This window comes from Ureibacillus sp. FSL W7-1570, assembly GCF_038593265.1.
GTDB classification, from domain to species: Bacteria; Bacillota; Bacilli; order Bacillales_A; family Planococcaceae; genus Ureibacillus; species Ureibacillus suwonensis.
This window is the reverse complement of sequence record NZ_CP151979.1, coordinates 290928-307103: the sequence shown is the minus strand read 5'-3', so window position 1 is coordinate 307103 and position 16176 is coordinate 290928. Positions and strand designations below refer to the sequence as shown.

At 40.7% G+C, this 16176-nt stretch carries 16 protein-coding genes; 5 read left to right on the top strand and 11 right to left on the bottom strand.

What is annotated here, in order from left to right:
- Positions 1-47: 47 nt before the first annotated feature.
- Genes NST13_RS01510 through NST13_RS01495 form a run of 4 tightly spaced genes read left to right on the top strand, consistent with a single transcriptional unit; the run spans position 48 to position 4143 of the window.
- The gene (locus tag NST13_RS01510) at positions 48-1700 is read left to right on the top strand and encodes an IS1182 family transposase (RefSeq protein ID WP_232019826.1); all 1653 of its coding nucleotides are present in this window, start codon (positions 48-50) and stop codon (positions 1698-1700) included.
- A gap of 58 nt (positions 1701-1758) precedes the next feature.
- Positions 1759-2442 carry a cell wall-active antibiotics response protein LiaF gene (gene liaF / locus NST13_RS01505; protein WP_342469747.1) on the top strand — a complete coding sequence of 228 codons (684 nt, stop codon included), beginning with the start codon at positions 1759-1761 and terminating at the stop codon, positions 2440-2442.
- A complete protein-coding gene (locus tag NST13_RS01500) occupies positions 2439-3512 on the top strand; it encodes a sensor histidine kinase (protein WP_342581223.1) in 1074 nt (357 codons plus the stop codon). The genes liaF and NST13_RS01500 overlap by 4 nt, the downstream gene beginning before the upstream one ends.
- On the top strand, positions 3505-4143 hold the full coding sequence (locus NST13_RS01495; RefSeq protein WP_342581222.1) for a response regulator transcription factor: 639 nt from the start codon (positions 3505-3507) through the stop codon (positions 4141-4143). The genes NST13_RS01500 and NST13_RS01495 overlap by 8 nt, the downstream gene beginning before the upstream one ends.
- A gap of 397 nt (positions 4144-4540) precedes the next feature.
- Here the strand turns inward: NST13_RS01495 and NST13_RS01490 are convergent, their stop codons facing one another.
- From NST13_RS01490 to NST13_RS01465, 6 genes are all read right to left on the bottom strand, one after another.
- Positions 4541-4873 carry a DUF779 domain-containing protein gene (locus NST13_RS01490; RefSeq protein WP_342469750.1) on the bottom strand — a complete coding sequence of 111 codons (333 nt, stop codon included), beginning with the start codon at positions 4871-4873 and terminating at the stop codon, positions 4541-4543.
- Positions 4873-6393: an aldehyde dehydrogenase family protein gene (locus NST13_RS01485; protein ID WP_342469751.1), complete on the bottom strand. Its 1521-nt coding sequence runs from the start codon at positions 6391-6393 to the stop codon at positions 4873-4875. Before NST13_RS01485 ends, NST13_RS01490 begins: the two co-directional genes overlap by 1 nt.
- A gap of 288 nt (positions 6394-6681) precedes the next feature.
- Positions 6682-8676: a transketolase gene (gene tkt, locus NST13_RS01480; RefSeq protein ID WP_342469752.1), complete on the bottom strand. Its 1995-nt coding sequence runs from the start codon at positions 8674-8676 to the stop codon at positions 6682-6684.
- Between the two features lie 129 nt (positions 8677-8805).
- Positions 8806-9036 carry a DUF896 domain-containing protein gene (locus NST13_RS01475; RefSeq protein WP_342469753.1) on the bottom strand — a complete coding sequence of 77 codons (231 nt, stop codon included), beginning with the start codon at positions 9034-9036 and terminating at the stop codon, positions 8806-8808.
- Positions 9037-9100: 64 nt separating this feature from the next.
- Entirely contained in the window at positions 9101-9757 is a 657-nt protein-coding gene (locus NST13_RS01470) for a recombinase family protein (RefSeq protein WP_342469754.1), read from the bottom strand.
- Positions 9757-10089 (bottom strand): LysM peptidoglycan-binding domain-containing protein, encoded by a 333-nt coding sequence (locus tag NST13_RS01465; RefSeq protein WP_342581221.1) that lies wholly within the window; start codon positions 10087-10089, stop codon positions 9757-9759. The genes NST13_RS01470 and NST13_RS01465 overlap by 1 nt, the downstream gene beginning before the upstream one ends.
- Before the next feature lie 168 nt (positions 10090-10257).
- Here NST13_RS01465 and lexA point away from each other — a divergent pair, with 168 nt between their 5' ends.
- Positions 10258-10875 (top strand): transcriptional repressor LexA, encoded by a 618-nt coding sequence (gene lexA / locus NST13_RS01460; protein WP_342469756.1) that lies wholly within the window; start codon positions 10258-10260, stop codon positions 10873-10875.
- A gap of 50 nt (positions 10876-10925) precedes the next feature.
- On the opposite strand, the gene NST13_RS01455 is transcribed toward lexA, so the two are convergent.
- The 5 genes from NST13_RS01455 to NST13_RS01435 all read right to left on the bottom strand — a co-directional run bounded on the left by NST13_RS01455 (position 10926) and on the right by NST13_RS01435 (position 16137).
- Complete coding sequence (locus tag NST13_RS01455; RefSeq protein ID WP_342581220.1) at positions 10926-11606, bottom strand: gamma-glutamyl-gamma-aminobutyrate hydrolase family protein; 681 nt, start codon at positions 11604-11606, stop codon at positions 10926-10928.
- A gap of 1488 nt (positions 11607-13094) precedes the next feature.
- Positions 13095-13847, bottom strand: a complete 753-nt coding sequence (locus NST13_RS01450) for a prepilin peptidase (protein WP_342469758.1) — start codon at positions 13845-13847, stop codon at positions 13095-13097.
- A 27-nt stretch (positions 13848-13874) separates the two neighbouring features.
- Complete coding sequence (locus NST13_RS01445) at positions 13875-14582, bottom strand: potassium transporter (protein WP_342469759.1); 708 nt, start codon at positions 14580-14582, stop codon at positions 13875-13877.
- Positions 14579-15163 (bottom strand): hypothetical protein, encoded by a 585-nt coding sequence (locus NST13_RS01440; protein ID WP_342469760.1) that lies wholly within the window; start codon positions 15161-15163, stop codon positions 14579-14581. Before NST13_RS01440 ends, NST13_RS01445 begins: the two co-directional genes overlap by 4 nt.
- On the bottom strand, positions 15163-16137 hold the full coding sequence (locus tag NST13_RS01435; protein ID WP_342581219.1) for a pilus assembly protein PilM: 975 nt from the start codon (positions 16135-16137) through the stop codon (positions 15163-15165). The genes NST13_RS01440 and NST13_RS01435 overlap by 1 nt, the downstream gene beginning before the upstream one ends.
- Between the last annotated feature and the right edge of the window lie 39 nt (positions 16138-16176).

Genomic DNA, 16176 nt, shown 5'->3' with positions numbered 1-16176 from the left:
AAATTTAAGTATCCAACCCCAAAAATTTTAACGAAAGAAGTGTCCTTATGTTTAAATATTATAACATGAATCAATTAGTTTTGCCTTTAGATTTAGAAATAAAATTACAAGAAAATGATATTGCCTTCCACATCCACCATTTAGTTGAAAGTATTCCAGATGAAGCCTTCCAGCCGTTTCTTCGAAATACAGGTTGTCCTGCTTATCATCCACGCATGATGCTAAAAATTATTTTGTGTGCCTATTCGCAGTCTGTCTTTTCAGGTCGAAAAATTGAAGCGCTATTAAAGGACAGTATACGAATGATGTGGTTGGCACAAGGATATGAACCAAGTTATCGGACGATCAATCGTTTTCGTGTGCATCCGGAAGTAAAAGAATTAATTCGTCAATGTTTTGTCCAATTCCGTTGCCAACTGGTGGAAGAAAAGTTAATCGATCAAGAAGCCATTTTTATCGATGGTACGAAGATTGAAGCGAATGCCAATAAATTTACTTTCGTATGGAAGAAATCCATTGAAAAATACAACCAAAGCTTAATTGAAAAATCCAATCAGCTCTACAACGAACTGTTAGAGAAGGAAATCATCCCTGAAATGGAGCGGGAAAATGAGGGAGAACTGTCCGTTGAAGAACTCGCTCAAATGGTGCAACAAGTCGATGAAGTGATTACGGAATATGACCAAAAGATAGAAGCATCGCCCGATGCCACAGAACGAAAAGCATTAAGAAGCGAACGGAAATATCCGAAGCGAGTGTACAAACAGTTGATTGACTTGATTTTACGTAAACAAAAGTATCAAAAAGACTTCGAAATCTTGGGTGAACGGAATAGTTATTCCAAAACAGACTTAGATGCGACGTTCATGCGAATGAAAGACGACTATATGAAAAACGGTCAATTGAAGGCTGGATACAACGTACAAATCGCAACAGAAGGTCAATACGCACTAGCTTATAGCATCTTTCCAAATCCTACTGATACACGTACATTAATTCCGTTCTTGAATAAGATAGAAAAGGATTATTTTCCGTTGCCAAAGTATATTGTCGCAGATGCTGGTTATGGTAGTGAACAAAACTATGAAGACATCCTTTCGAATCGAAAATGTGAGGCACTCATTCCATATACCATGTATGAGAAAGAACAAAAGAAGAAATATAAACAAAATCCATTTCATCCAGACAATTGGATGTACGACGAAGAAAGTGATACCTACATTTGTCCAAATCAGCAGCGAGTAACCTTCCGTTATCGTTCTGTACGTACAGATAAGACTGGTTTCAAACGAGAATTGAAAATCTATGAATGTGAAAACTGTTCAGGATGTCCATTTCGTTCATCATGCACAAAAGCAAAGGAAGGCAATCACCGAAAGGTCATGGTGAATGAAAAATGGGAACAACAAAAAGAATATGTAAGAGCGAAGCTTTCAGAAGAAAAAGCTGGTTCTATTTTCCGTCAACGTAAAATAGACGTAGAACCAGTTTTTGGATTCTTGAAGGCTAATTTGCGTTTCACTCGATTTTCCGTTCGAGGAAAATCGAAAGTGGAAAATGAAATGGGCATTGCCTTAATGGCCGTGAATTTACGAAAATACACGGCCAACAAAGATCAACTAACCAAAAATAATGGGGATAAATGGAAAAAGGAGAATTTGAGTTGGCTCAAATTCTCCTTTTTCCTATCTAGAAGCTAGTTTTGTCCCAGCCTCTTTATTATTATGAACTTTCGCTTATCTTGAGGGAGGGGCCACTTTGAACCGTTTCACAACGAAACAGCTGATAACCGTATTTTTGATCATGTTGCTGATTGTTTTTGTAGAGCTCACAGTTTTCAATAACGGTGGCGCCTTCTTTCTCTTGTTGGGGGCATTTTTTCTTTATCGTAGTTTTGCCAAAGGAAAAAAAGTCTATTTTTGGATAGGCGCCTCTTTTATTTTAGTTGCCATTATAACCATTTGGAGTCTGCGATTTTTCGTCGTCTGTGTATTAATTTATATTTTGTATAAACAGGCAACAAATCATCAAAAAGAAGTCAAAGTGGAAGCCCGGCATTTTGAATTGGGTACCGTTCAAAAAAATGACTTGGTTCTCCCCTCTTCCATGCCAATGGAACATTATAAATGGCAAGATATTCAGATTCAAAACTTCCTTGGGGATTACACCATCGATGTGACAGAAACCATTTTGCCAGCCGGCACTTCTGTCATCACCATTCGCCAGGGAATTGGGAAAGTAACGATCATTTTGCCTTATGAAGTGCCATTCAAACTTCAATATTCAACTCTGATTGGAGAAGCGAAACTATTGCATCATCCTCCGAAACGGTTATGGAATGAAAGGATTACTTTTGAAGATGGCGATGTGACAAACGCCAAAAGAAAACTTGTGATTCATATAGCCACATGGCTTGGGGATGTGGAGGTGATTCGGAAATGATATCACTTCTATTCCGCACCCTTATGATCTCTATCATTTTAATAAGCATGTTTTTTGGTGTTTTCTATTTATTATATGATGTTCCGAATGCTGCAGCGTGGAGCCCTTTATGGGAAAACACTTATAATGGCATGCCGCTTGGTGTCATCATTGTTTGTGGCGTGTTCTTCATCAGTTTTGTTATTAGTTTATGGTGGATGATTTCGGTAAAATCGAAAGAATTCATTACGCTGAAATATGTAAAGCAATTGGCTGAACCGGATTTCACATTAAAGCGCAACGTTTCTTATCCTTTGAGAAAAGCGTTAAAAGAAACAAATGAATTGATTGAAACTCAAAGAAAGAGCCTGCAACGCCTATCCAATGAAAAAGCGGAAGCAAGCGACAAAATCATCCAGGAACGGATCGTGGCGGAAAGACAAAGACTTGCAAGGGAACTTCACGATTCCGTTTCCCAGCAGCTATTTGCGGCATCCATGTTATTGTCATCGATTACGGAAATGGATACCCCTCCAGAAAACGCAAAACAAATATTGGTGCAAATTGAGAAATTGGTGCAGCAGGCCCAACTGGAAATGCGCGCATTGCTATTGCATCTCCGTCCAATTGCATTAAATAATAATACCTTGGCGCAAGGGTTGAAAGATTTAATTTTCGAACTGAAACAAAAGGTCAATTTTGACATCGAATATGAAATCGAGGAAATCAAGTTGTCGAAAGCGGAGGAAGATCATTTATTCCGCATCGCCCAAGAAGCGTTATCCAATACATTGCGCCATGCCAAAGCGACGGAAGTGGAGATGCTGTTAATTGAAAGAGACAACCTGGCCATTTTGAGAATCCAAGATAATGGCCGCGGATTTGATATGAATGAAGAAACCAACTCCACTTCATACGGTTTGAAAAACATTGCCGAAAGAGCCGTGGAAATCGGAGCGAAATATAAAATTGTTTCCGTTCCCGGAGAAGGAACCATTGTTGAGGTGAAAGTGCCTTTGAATAAAGAAGAGAAAGAGTCGGAGGAAGGCGAATTGTCCGAAAAGGAAACGGGAGGTGCAATCGATGATTAGGGTGTTCATTGCCGATGACCACGAGATGGTCCGTATCGGTGTTTCCACTTATCTTTCCGCTCAACCGGATATGACCGTTGTGGGAGAAGCGGAAAATGGAAAAGAAGCAGTGGAAAAGGTTCTCCAGTTGAAGCCGAATATTGATATTATTTTGATGGATAACGTCATGCCTGTCATGAACGGAGCCGAGGCGACGCAGGAAATTTTGAAAGTGTGGCCGGAAGCGAAAATCATGATGGTGACCAGTTTCCTGGACGATGATAAAGTCTACCCCGCATTGGAAGCCGGCGCCATCAGCTACATTTTAAAAACGTCCAATGCAAAGCAAATTGCGGATGCCATCCGGAAAACCGTCCAAGGGGAATCGGTGTTAGAACCTGAAGTCACTTCAAAAATGATTCATCGGATGCGGAATACGGGCAGCCGCCCTCTTCATGAGCAACTGACCGAACGGGAAATGGAAGTGTTGCTGCTCATAGCCAAAGGAAAATCCAATCAGGAAATTGCCGATGAATTGTTTATCGCGCTAAAAACGGTAAAAACCCATGTGAGCAACATCCTCGCCAAGTTGGAAGTGCAAGATCGGACCCAAGCAGTGGTTTATGCTTTTCAAAACGGATTGGTGAAGTGATAGATTGCCTCCATTCCATGATGAAAATGGTCCATGGGAGACGATCTATAGCAAGGAAAATTTTCAGCTGTACCTTTTCATTGCAATCAGTAATCAATCACATTATGTATGTGGTCAAACTGCCCTTCTGTGACCAGCACAAAAGGGCAGTTTTTTATTCTTCCCATTTTTTCGCCTGAATGACAAAGGATTTATTTTCCGTGCTCTCCAACGAAAAGGAATTGCTGATTCCATCCGTTACGTCTTTCACAATACGCAAATGCTGCCAGTAAGGGAGATTCGCCCGATGCATGTAATATGGTAAATAAGGTTACTCATTTTCGCATCCGCCCTCTAACGATAAACAAAAAATAAGCTACCCCTTACAAATGTACAAAAAGGGCAGCTTATTATAATTTTATTCCGCTAATTTCTTTGCTTGGATGATAAAGGATTTATTTTCGGTGCTTTCCAGGGAAAAGGAATTGCCGATTCCATCGGCCACATCGATCACCATCTGCAGATGTTGCCAGTACGGGAGATTGGAACGATGCATGTAATAAGGCACCCCTTCCATAACCTCTCCAATCTGTTCATCCTGGCTGCTTAGATAGAAGTCCTCTTTTTTCATACAGATGGGGGAAGTTCCATCACAGCAACCTTCCGAATGAACAAATATGAGCTCTCCGTGTTTTGCTTTAAGATGCTGTATCATGTCCATGGCAACTTTTGTGGCAATGACTTTTCGCATTAGAAGAAGCCCATTGATCCTTTATTGTAACCGACTAAAATACATTTTGTTTGTTGGTAATGGCTAAGCATCATAAGATGGTTTTCACGGCCAATACCGGATTGTTTGTAACCACCGAATGCGGCATGGGCTGGGTATTGGTGATAAGTGTTCGTCCAAACGCGGCCTGCTTGAACGGCGCGGCCTGCTTTATAAGCCGTTTCAATGTTGCGGGACCATACACCGGCACCCAAACCATATAATGTATCGTTGGCGATTGAAATCGCTTCATCAAAGTCTTTGAATGTAGTGACAGAAAGAACCGGTCCAAAGATTTCTTCCTGGAAGATACGCATTTTGTTGTGGCCTTTGAATACCGTAGGCGCTACGTAATAACCGCCTTCCAATTCACCTTCCAATTTGTTTTGGTATCCACCGATGAGGCATTCCGCACCTTCTTGTTTACCAATTTCAATGTAAGAAAGGATTTTATCCAATTGTTGTTTGGAAGCTTGGGCACCCATCATGGTTTCAGTATCTAACGGGTTGCCAATTTTGATTGCTTTAATGCGTTCCATCACTTTTTCCATGAATTTGTCATAGATGGATTCTTGTACTAATGCACGGGATGGACATGTACAAATTTCTCCGGAGTTTAACGCAAATAATACAAAACCTTCAATGGCTTTATCTAAAAATTCATCATCTTGATCCATGATATCTTCAAAGAAAATATTAGGTGATTTTCCGCCAAGCTCTAATGTTACAGGTATGATGTTTTCTGTAGCATATTGCATGATGGAACGGCCAACTGCTGTTGAACCGGTGAACGCGATTTTTGAAATGCGCGGGTTTGTTGCAAGAGGTTTGCCCACTTCGATACCCGTACCTTGAACAATATTCAACACGCCTTTTGGCAATAAATCTTGAATCAATTCAAGCAATACACAAATGGAAGCAGGTGTTTGTTCAGCCGGTTTCAACACGATACAGTTACCTGCAGCCAAAGCCGGAGCGATTTTCCAAGCGGCCATCAGAAGCGGGAAGTTCCAAGGGATGATTTGTCCAACAACACCCAAAGGTTCATGGAAGTGGTATGCGACTGTATCTTCATTGATTTCACTGATTCCGCCTTCTTGAGCGCGAATGGCTCCTGCAAAGTAACGGAAATGATCAACCACGAGAGGGATATCCGCATTCAACGTTTCACGAACCGCTTTCCCATTGTCCCAAGTTTCTGCAACGGCGATCATTTCGAGGTTTTCTTCAATGCGATCCGCGATTTTATTTAAAATTTGTGCACGGTAAGCGACAGACGTTTTTCCCCAAGCGTCTTTTGCAGCATGCGCCGCATCAAGCGCCAACTCGATATCCTCTGCCGATGAACGTGGAACGGTTGTAAACACTTTTCCTGTCACCGGAGAAATGACTTCTAAATATTGACCTTTTACTGGAGGAACCCATTCGCCGCCAATAAAGTTTTGATATTGATCTTTAAAATGTACTAGAGCACCTTGTGTGTTCGGATTTGCATAAATCATGCGTTTCCCTCCAAAATTTATAGATTATAAGCCGTTGCAACTAGTCCGTCACAAAACTTATGAACCTATCATGCTCCTTTTTTTGAGAAAATGCAAACGTTTACGCTTATAAAAAAATTTTATTAATATATTTTAAAAATCTGATAAAAATTTAATTTTACGCATAATATATTTAAGCTGAAATATATTAAAATAATAATTATTTAAAATAATTTTAAAATAATAGCTATTCAATATTGCTTGTTCAATAAAAAAAGCATCCCCTCAATGGAGATGCTCTTTATATTTTTATAAGGATTTTACTTTATTCACGATATTTTCAACAGTGAATCCGTATTTTTCCATCACAACTTCCCCAGGAGCGCTCGCACCGAACTTGTCGATGGCAAGCACGTCTCCATCAGTGCCGACGTACTTGTGCCAACCCAATGAAGAAGCCATTTCAATCGCCAAGCGTTTTGTCACGGCTTTAGGCAATACGGACTCTTTATATTCATCGGATTGTTTATCAAAACGGTCGATGGAAGGCATGGATACAACCGATGCATCGATTCCTTCTTCACGCAACTTTTCTTGGGCCTTAACAGCCAAAGAAACTTCGGAACCAGTGGCAATTAAGATTGCATCCGGTGTTTCTTTCGTTGCCGGTGATACGACATAACCACCTTTTGCAACGCCATCTTTCGCCAATGTTGCCGTATTCTCAAGCACAGGCAAGTTTTGGCGGGACAATACTAGGACTGTTGGTTGGTCTTTTGATTGAATCGCCAGTTTCCATGCTTCACGGGATTCGTTGGCATCCGCCGGGCGAATCACTGAAACATTCGGCATTGCACGGAATGAAGCCAAATGTTCAATCGGCTCATGGGTTGGGCCATCTTCACCAACAGCGATGGAATCATGAGTGAACACATAAGTGACCGGCAATCCCATTAATGCGGACAAACGGACAGCTGGACGAACATAGTCGGAAAATACAAAGAATGTACCTCCAAATACGCGTAATCCGCCGTGTAATGCCATTCCGTTTAATGCAGCGCCCATTGCAAACTCCCGAACACCAAACCAAATATTGCGCCCTTCCGGCGATTGTGCTGAGAAGTCGCCGCCGCCTTTGATTGTTGTTTTGTTGGAACCTGCCAAATCGGCGCTTCCACCGAAGAAGTATGGGATTTTTTTCGCTAAAGCATTGATCGCTTCACCGGAAGAAGAGCGGGTCGCAATGGATTTGCCAACTTCATAAACAGGAAGCTCTGCATCAAAGTCTTCAGGAAGTTCACTATTCATTGCTTGAATGAACTGTTTTGCAAGTTCCGGATACTCATTTTGATATTTTTCAAATGTTGCATTCCATTCAGCCTCAGCTTGTACTCCAATTGCTTCAATGGCCGTTTTGAATGTTTCGTAAACTTCTTCCGGAATATTAAATGGCTCATGGTTCCAGCCGTAAAATTCCTTCGTCAATTTAAGTTCGTCGGCTCCTAATGGCGCACCGTGTACGTCGGATTTGCCTGATTTATTTGGTGAACCGTAGCCAATGATTGTTTTGACTTCAATTAATGTAGGTTTCCCTTTGGATTGTTTCGCTTTTGCAATGGCTTCATTGATGGCATCCACATCTGTGCCATCTTCCACACGCAAGTAATTCCAGCCGCACGCTTCAAAACGTTTTTGAATATTTTCAGAAAACGCTTTTGAAAGGTCGCCGTCCAATGAAATGTCATTGGAATCGTAAAGGACGATCAATTTTTCAAGTTGCAGATGTCCGGCCAATGAAATCGCTTCGCCAGCGACACCTTCCATTAAATCTCCGTCACCACAAAGGGCATAGGTATAATGGTCGACTATATCGTACCCCGGTTTGTTGTACATCGCTGCGAGATGGCGCTCAGCCATTGCCATACCTACTGCCATCGCAATGCCTTGTCCAAGGGGACCAGTCGTAGCTTCCACTCCTACAGTATGGCCGTATTCAGGATGCCCTGGCGTTTTTGAACCCCATTGGCGGAAGTTTTTAATTTCTTCCATGTCCAAGCCATATCCGCTTAAATGAAGCAAGCTGTATAACAACATGGATCCATGACCTGCGGAAAGAATGAAACGGTCGCGGTTGAACCAATTCGGATTTTTCGGATTATGGCGCATTTGTTTCGTCCACAATGTATAAGCCATTGGAGCCGCACCCATTGGAAGTCCTGGATGCCCTGAGTTCGCTTTTTCAATCGCGTCAATGGATAAAGTTCGGATTGCATTAATTGCTAATAAATCCGCTGTAGTTGTCATTTTTTGACATCCTTTCTCGTGCTAAAAATAGTTCCGTATTCAGTTTAGACAACATTTCCATAGAAAACAATCTATTTTTTAGGAATATTGTGTGTTAGCTTACATTTATTTGACATCACCAGGACTTCGTCAATTTAATCGGTTGCGGCGAAGTTGTTTTATTTTTTCCGGTGTAACATCATTTCCTTCAATATCAAAAATTTGCACGTTTTCGATGGTCTTTCTGAAAGATTCCCGGAAAGACTCCAAATATTCCTTCCGAAGCAATGTTCGCTCTTTTGCTTCCTCTTCCGTCAATTTGCCCTCTCTTGCTTTTCTTGTTAATTCATTGATACGGTCGATCTTTTCTTTTGGTAACATTCAATCACACCTTTCCCTTTCAATACAAAAAGAATATGAAAAAAAGACCCGAAGTGCAAGCAGATTAGCCTTCAAGTCTTTCTTTATATTCCATATATCTGCGGTGAACGGTTGCTTTGCTCACATCATATCCCAATCCTCTTAAAGTGGATGCAATTTCTTGAAATGTCAACCCCTTTTCCCGCAGCTTGACAATTTCTTCAACAGGAACTTCAATCCGGCCCCTTCCCTCACGATTATGTTTATTTTTGAAATTCCGTTCGGGACGATATCCGTTTTCAACGGCCCGGCGCATTCCCCGCTGAATTTTTGCATTATGTATTTTCCGTTGATACTCCTCTACAATCGCTAATATTTTCAACAGCATTTCGTCCATTTCGTTCAATTTCAATGGACCGGCATCATTAAGGGAATATACATCCGTCTCGCTTTTTTTAAGCAAATGCAGTACCGCTACCCGGGCATGTCCACGGCCTAATCGGGTTTCATCCTGTACGAAGACAGCAGAAATTTCATTTTCCGAAATATAATCCAGCATTTCAAGCAGTCCATCACGATCTACATCATAACCGCTGTGGCAATCTTCAAATATATTATCCACACGAAAGCCCAAACTTCGGGCATATCGTGAAAGCTCTTCCTTTTGCCGTTCCAGGGAAGTTTCCTGTTCAGCTTTTTCCGTACTTACTCTTGCATAAATAACCGCCTTGTTATTTCCCATTATCGTTTGCTCGCTACCTTTACTGATTGAATTTCATCCTCTTCATTAATGGCAATATAGATCGCATCTTTCGGAACCGGGATCATCAACGTTTCTCCGGCAATGATATGTTCTCCGTCAAGATTGTTTTCAACCGCCACCATCCGAATCCAATCCTCTTTCGTCAAATTTCCTTTATAGCGATCCGCCAATGTCCAAAGGGTATCGCCTTCTTTGATTGTAATTTGTTCGAAAGTCAATTCCCCTTCATCTGTAATAAAAATATAAGCAATTATGATTAAAGAAACAATAATCAGCACTTTTAAGTAATGATTTCTTTGTAACCAAGCCATAATTTTCTTCCCCTTTTACGAATGTTTGTTCCGAATATCTGTTCTTACTTTAATACGAACGTACGTTTTTGTCAAGAGTGTTTTTCGAACTTGTGTTTGCATTCTCCGAGATTCATTGCTATACTATATGTAAAATATGTAAAACTATTCACATTAGAGGTGACCACGATGGAAAAGCTGTCAAAAAGGCAAAGAGATATTTTGGAATTTATAAAGAAGGAAGTTCGGGCAAAAGGATATCCTCCATCCGTTCGGGAAATAGGTGAGGCGGTTGGGCTTGCCTCCAGCTCAACAGTACATGGTCACCTTACGCGCCTGGAACAAAAAGGATATATCCGAAGAGACCCGACAAAACCTCGGGCGATTGAAATATTGGATGGTGAAGAAGAACCGCAAAAACAATCGGTAATTCATGTGCCTTTGGTTGGCCGGGTGACTGCCGGAAGCCCAATTACAGCGATCGAGAACATCGAGGAATACTTTCCTTTACCTGACGCATACGGAACAAGCAACGATCAATTATTCATGTTGGAAGTGATGGGAGATTCGATGATTGAAGCAGGGATTTTGGACGGGGATTATGTCATTGTAAAGAAAACATCCACTGCGAATAATGGGGATATTGTAGTTGCCATGACCGAAGAAAATGAAGCGACCGTGAAACGTTTTTATAAGGAAAAAGACCACTTCCGCCTTCAACCGGAAAACTCGGCGATGGATCCGATTATTGTGGATAAAGTGACCATCTTGGGAATCGTTGTTGGTTTGTACCGAAGATTTCATTAATGAAATAAAAAAACTCGCAATCTCTTAATTGGAATGCGAGTTTTTTTATTTTATTTTTTTCTACAGACATCAACAAATGCTTCAAATAACTTCTTTGAAACCTCTTCGCCGCAAATGGCCAATTGTTCCGGATGCCATTGAACGCCCAGACAGAACGGAGCCGTTTGATGTTCCACCGCTTCCACTATGCCATCGCTTGATACTCCGACAACCCTGAGATCTGCCGCAACATCCTTAATCGCCTGATGATGGAAGGAATTTACTGAGATTTTGTCCGATTGAACAATTCGGCTCAATCGGCTTTGTTTTTGAAGCTGTACAAAATGGGACGTTTCAAAGCGGGGAGAGGTTTGGGAATGAAGGAGAACCTTTCCTTCCAATTGATCATAAATATCCTGGTAAATGGTTCCCCCAAGCGCCACATTCAATACTTGCAAACCACGGCAAATGGCAAGAATCGGAATATGGTGTTGGATCGCCAGTTTTGTCCATTGGATTTCCCGTTCATCCCGTTTCGTGAAGACCCTTCCCAACTTTGGAAGCGGTTCTTCTCCAAAGAAAATTGGATTGATATCCCCTCCGCCGGTAAGCAATAACCCATCAATTGTACAAATCATCCGGTCGCCAGCCGATTCTTCGGCATATGGCAGGCAGACTGGGACTCCTCCCGCATCCACCACCGCTTTCACGTACGCCTCATTAACCTTATATATCCCATCATCCCAATCCAACGTGATGCCAATTATCGGTTTTATGCAGGTTTCCTCCTTTATGGCTAAAATATTCCTGACCAAAGGCAAAGAGTTTGAACATTTCTTACTTTAAATGCTGCATATTCCGATTGTTTTCGACATCTTTTGCTTCATAGTGACAAAGGTTTGACAGAAAAAAGATTCATTTTTACTAATAGAGATTCGGACCGGAATAGAGCTTTCTGCTTACAATGGGAAAAGAGCATCTTCCAATTCCATAAATTATTATTTTCACTATAGCAATATTTAAAGATATTTCTTTTTCAATCACTAATAATTCTGTTAATTAATAGTTTTTTATTATAATATAACCAGTTCATCAAAAATAATAGGTCGTGCGGCCTTTTGGATTTTTAGAAAAAGTTACTATTTATCCATAAATACTATTAAGTAATTTTATACCATTGACGGTAATATTGAGAAATTTTATATTCATTATGTAAGATGTCTGTACTACTCCGATTCGAAGATCATTCTTCGACAAAAGTAAGACAGGCTATACATAATGCTGGGAGGTGTAGTCATGGAATTACTAGGAAACTTATTACAATTAGTACTTGGTTTACTTAACAGCCTTTTAGGCGGTCTTCTTTAATCCTGACAAACAGAAAGTTTCTTTATAAGCTTTCTGGACAAGCTGTTCTTTATTTCAATTTGGAATACCCAGCTTAAGCTTTTAGCTGGCATAAGTAAGATATGGGATGAACTTATGCCGGCTAATTTTCTTTTCAGGTCAACATGCAAATGATGTCGACAAAATTCATCTTGCATAGTAAATCCTTCATCATCATATTTTTGAATTTTTTATGAACCATGTTTGAAGAGCCTTTTCTGATTGACAAAGGCCGTAAGTTGAATACTGTCTCTCTTTCCAATTTATAATAAGTTCCCTTTTATACATAACATCCTTTAAAAGGATCAAAGAACAGAGAAAGGGCAGTTACCCTTAAAATCAGTTCCAATTACACAATCCAATCAGTTTGCTGGTATAAAGTCCCTATCGGAGAGGTTGGGGCTTGTACCAGCTACTATTATTTTTGAAAAATCTCCCAACAACATAATTCTTTATGACTATTCATAGAGAAACATTACTTTATCATCTTTGGTTAGCTCATCAAACCATATGAATTTTCTGTTACAATATTACTCTTTCTTTATTGTTTTTACCATTTTTACGCTTATAATGTCAACATGGAAATTTTATTCGGTATCCGTTTCTTTTTGTCTTCAAATCTTATTAGCCCTGCCCATCTTCAACGAATAGCATAAACTTCTGATTTTCGTTTCACCGCTTATCCGCTTTTTGAATTTTTCCGGAAACCCTTCAAAATTCACACCATTGCATTTTCCAATAAAAAAACACCCCAAAAGTCAGCTTTTCCAGTCCAACTTTTGGGATGCGGATTCATCATCTATCCATTATCCACCATATTATTAAAGCTCCAAATCAGCAGAGGTTTCTACACTTTAAAACAAATTCCAATACCATCGGATCATTGCATCGCCGTAAAAATATACAATGATGGCCGCAACGGCAATGGATGGCCCAAAAGGAACCGGGACTTTGCGGCTTTGCTTGCGAACTTTGATCACAATGATTCCAACAATCACGCCAATAACACTGGCCAAAAACAATGCGAGCAATGTCTTCACGGTTCCCAAAACCAGCCCAATTAAGAAAAACAGCTTAATATCGCCTCCACCCATTCCGCCTTTTGAGATCACAGCAATGAAATATAAAATGCCAAATCCGGCCGCAGCACCGAGGAGGGAATCCCACCACGGTTCAAGGGGGGAAGCGATACGGCCGATGATCAGAAAAGGCAGAAAGAAAAGAAGCACTTTATCTGGAATGATCATGTATTGAATATCCGAAACGACGATTATGGCCAATAATGAAATGAAAAAGAGTGCAACGGCCAGTTCAATCGATAGTCCAAGCAACAGATAACTCCATACGAAAAGCACTCCGGTTAGTAGCTCTGTTGCTACATAAATGGGTGATATTTTGGCGCCGCATGTCCGGCATTTTCCATGTAAAAAAATGTATGAAAACACCGGAATCAAATCGATGGCGGTTAACCGTCTTTGACATTTCGGACAATGGGACGGCGGCGTAATGATGGACTCCTTTAACGGAACACGAAGTCCCACAACGTTATAAAACGAGCCTAACACAATCCCAAACAGAAAGAAAAAAACAGAATACAAAATATCCATAAAAGCGCTCCTCACAATTCCAATCGATTACACATCCCCTTCATAATAGAAGGTTGTCACTTGGATTGTTGCTTCGATGCTGTCTTCCGGATTTTCGGCGAATTCATTTTCTTCACCTGGCAATGAAAAATCGATGATATCGATGTGCATGATACGTTCAATTTTTTCAATTTCTTTAATAAAGTTTACTAAATGCTGAAAGTCCGGAGATTGTACGTCAATTTCAAAGGTGATTAATTTCAATTCTGGCGGCAAGGATTCATTATCGATCGGAGAAACTGGTGCTTCATCTGATTCTTCTTCGTTTTCTCCTTGAGATGTTCCTTCATTTTCCCCATCACTTTCATCCTCTTCGGCAGAAGCATCCGGCCGGTCAAATCCGGAATCAGCAACAAGCGTATCATAGTTGTTAAAATCGATGGATAAAATTTTTGTTCCTGAGACGTATTGAGTTTCTTCTATATTTAATACCAAATCGTCCAAGTTTCTTGTTTGAGGCACTTTTTTCCGCATTTCAAAAATTGTTGCCTGATCGAGGTTTTTCGATGCGTTGATCTCCTCGATTTGCTGCTCGAGCGATGATATTTCCGAGCGGGTTGATTCAATGGACGATTCAAGAGATTCAACCTCTTCTTTTTTCGGCAGAATTATATAATAGTAGAAAGCAAATAACAGTGCTGCTATGAGGACGATCAACAATAAAGTGGTCGAATTTTTCCCACTTAATGACTTCATTGGTTACCACCTCCAGCAGCTAAAGCATTTTGATTGATCAACAAAGTAAATTTGACCGCATAACGTGGAATTTCATTGAAATTCGCTTTCCCTTCCACTTCCTGATTGCCAAGCTCAAAATGCTCTATGGATGAAACTTGTGCATCAAAGAAATATGTACTGCTTGATAATCGGGATAAATATTTGGAAATATCACTTAATGTTTCAAAATCCATGGACACTTCCGCCGTTTGCGCATCAAAGGCATATTCCCTCAAATAAGAATGTCCGGGCTGCAAACGAATCGTTTCATCAAGAATCGGTGAAACCGGATAAGAAATCGCTTCGACAAAATCAACCGATTGCTTTAATGAACCAGTGTCAACCGATATGCTGTCCAGTTCCGCTTGAAGCCGATTCCGCTCATCAATCACCCGCTGCTCCTCGCTCCGCAAATCGGCAATTTCACCACGATAATTAAAATACTGGAACACAAAGAATGCAACAAAGAGCAACGCGATAATGGATAATACAATGTATACAGTTTTGGATGTGGACTGCCTTCGATCAACTTTCGGCAACAGGTTAATATCCGGTATCATCATTTAACCTCCTTTAAGGCAAGTCCAAGTAATGCTGCATGTTTTGCCTTGAATCCTGGATAATGCTTTTTCATGAATTGGTCATTAATGAGTTTGATTGGCAACTCGAAATTTTGCTTCAAATGGGAATGGATGTTATTGAGATTCGGATTGTCCCCCATAACGATGATTTCATCGATTCCATTTTGTTCCTTGCTGATGGAGAAACGGAAGAAATCCATAATTCGCTCCAGCTCCAACATTTGATCGGTAATCAGCATGCGGTATTCATCAAACTCTCCCAAATAGGAGAAATCCAATTGATGTTCACCCGCTTCCTTCGCCTTCCATTTGCTCAAATCTGTATCCAGCGGCTGAAATCTTTGGAATTCAACATTCCCTTTTGAATAAATGGTAATGGACAATTCATTGATCAGCCAATTTGTAAGCAGATAGGTTTTTGTGTCATCCAAAAGGTTCATGGATTCGAGCAATCTCAAATTACAGAGGGCCCGGACATCCGCAGCTTCCGGGTACGTATGTATATCCAAAAGCAAATTTATGTATTGGTTCACCGGTTCGGAGTTGGCGGCAAACATCATGGCCTTGCCGTCCCCTTCCACCGGGTCAAATACATCGATCAACGGATCATCAAATGGAAGGTGAATCGAATAGCCAATCTCCATTTCCGCATATTCCCTCAATTTTGAAGGTTCCACATCGTCCGGATGCTCGAAAGCTTTCAGCAGAATGAAAGAATCCGGTACGATGAAGCGGACAGATTGCTTTTTTCCTCTCCACAGGGGGGACAGCTCTTTCAGCAGATCAAACAACGCCATTTCATCCTTGATTTCGGACTCGGCAATCACCCCTTCCGGTATGGCAATTTCAAATACTTCCGCCTGCGATAGATCCGGGCCCTTCATTACGAGGGAGCGAAGTACGTAATCGTTGATTTCAATGGAAACATGCGACTGATTCTTTCGTCTAAACATACGCAGGGCTCCTTTGGTTAAATTTAAAAACTAATGAAC

Excerpts from the sequence above, each read along its gene's own strand:
- NST13_RS01510 (WP_232019826.1), top strand. The coding sequence starts at position 48 with ATGTTTAAATATTATAACATGAATCAATTAGTTTTGCCTTTAGATTTA.
- NST13_RS01500 (WP_342581223.1), top strand. The coding sequence starts at position 2,439 with ATGATATCACTTCTATTCCGCACCCTTATGATCTCTATCATTTTAATA.
- NST13_RS01495 (WP_342581222.1), top strand. The coding sequence starts at position 3,505 with ATGATTAGGGTGTTCATTGCCGATGACCACGAGATGGTCCGTATCGGT.
- NST13_RS01490 (WP_342469750.1), bottom strand. The coding sequence starts at position 4,873 with ATGCGAAAAGTCATTGCCACAAAAGTTGCCATGGACATGATACAGCAT.
- NST13_RS01485 (WP_342469751.1), bottom strand. The coding sequence starts at position 6,393 with ATGATTTATGCAAATCCGAACACACAAGGTGCTCTAGTACATTTTAAA.
- tkt (WP_342469752.1), bottom strand. The coding sequence starts at position 8,676 with ATGACAACTACAGCGGATTTATTAGCAATTAATGCAATCCGAACTTTA.
- NST13_RS01475 (WP_342469753.1), bottom strand. The coding sequence starts at position 9,036 with ATGTTACCAAAAGAAAAGATCGACCGTATCAATGAATTAACAAGAAAA.
- NST13_RS01470 (WP_342469754.1), bottom strand. The coding sequence starts at position 9,757 with ATGGGAAATAACAAGGCGGTTATTTATGCAAGAGTAAGTACGGAAAAA.
- NST13_RS01465 (WP_342581221.1), bottom strand. The coding sequence starts at position 10,089 with ATGGCTTGGTTACAAAGAAATCATTACTTAAAAGTGCTGATTATTGTT.
- lexA (WP_342469756.1), top strand. The coding sequence starts at position 10,258 with ATGGAAAAGCTGTCAAAAAGGCAAAGAGATATTTTGGAATTTATAAAG.
- NST13_RS01450 (WP_342469758.1), bottom strand. The coding sequence starts at position 13,847 with ATGGATATTTTGTATTCTGTTTTTTTCTTTCTGTTTGGGATTGTGTTA.
- NST13_RS01445 (WP_342469759.1), bottom strand. The coding sequence starts at position 14,582 with ATGAAGTCATTAAGTGGGAAAAATTCGACCACTTTATTGTTGATCGTC.
- NST13_RS01440 (WP_342469760.1), bottom strand. The coding sequence starts at position 15,163 with ATGATACCGGATATTAACCTGTTGCCGAAAGTTGATCGAAGGCAGTCC.
- NST13_RS01435 (WP_342581219.1), bottom strand. The coding sequence starts at position 16,137 with ATGTTTAGACGAAAGAATCAGTCGCATGTTTCCATTGAAATCAACGAT.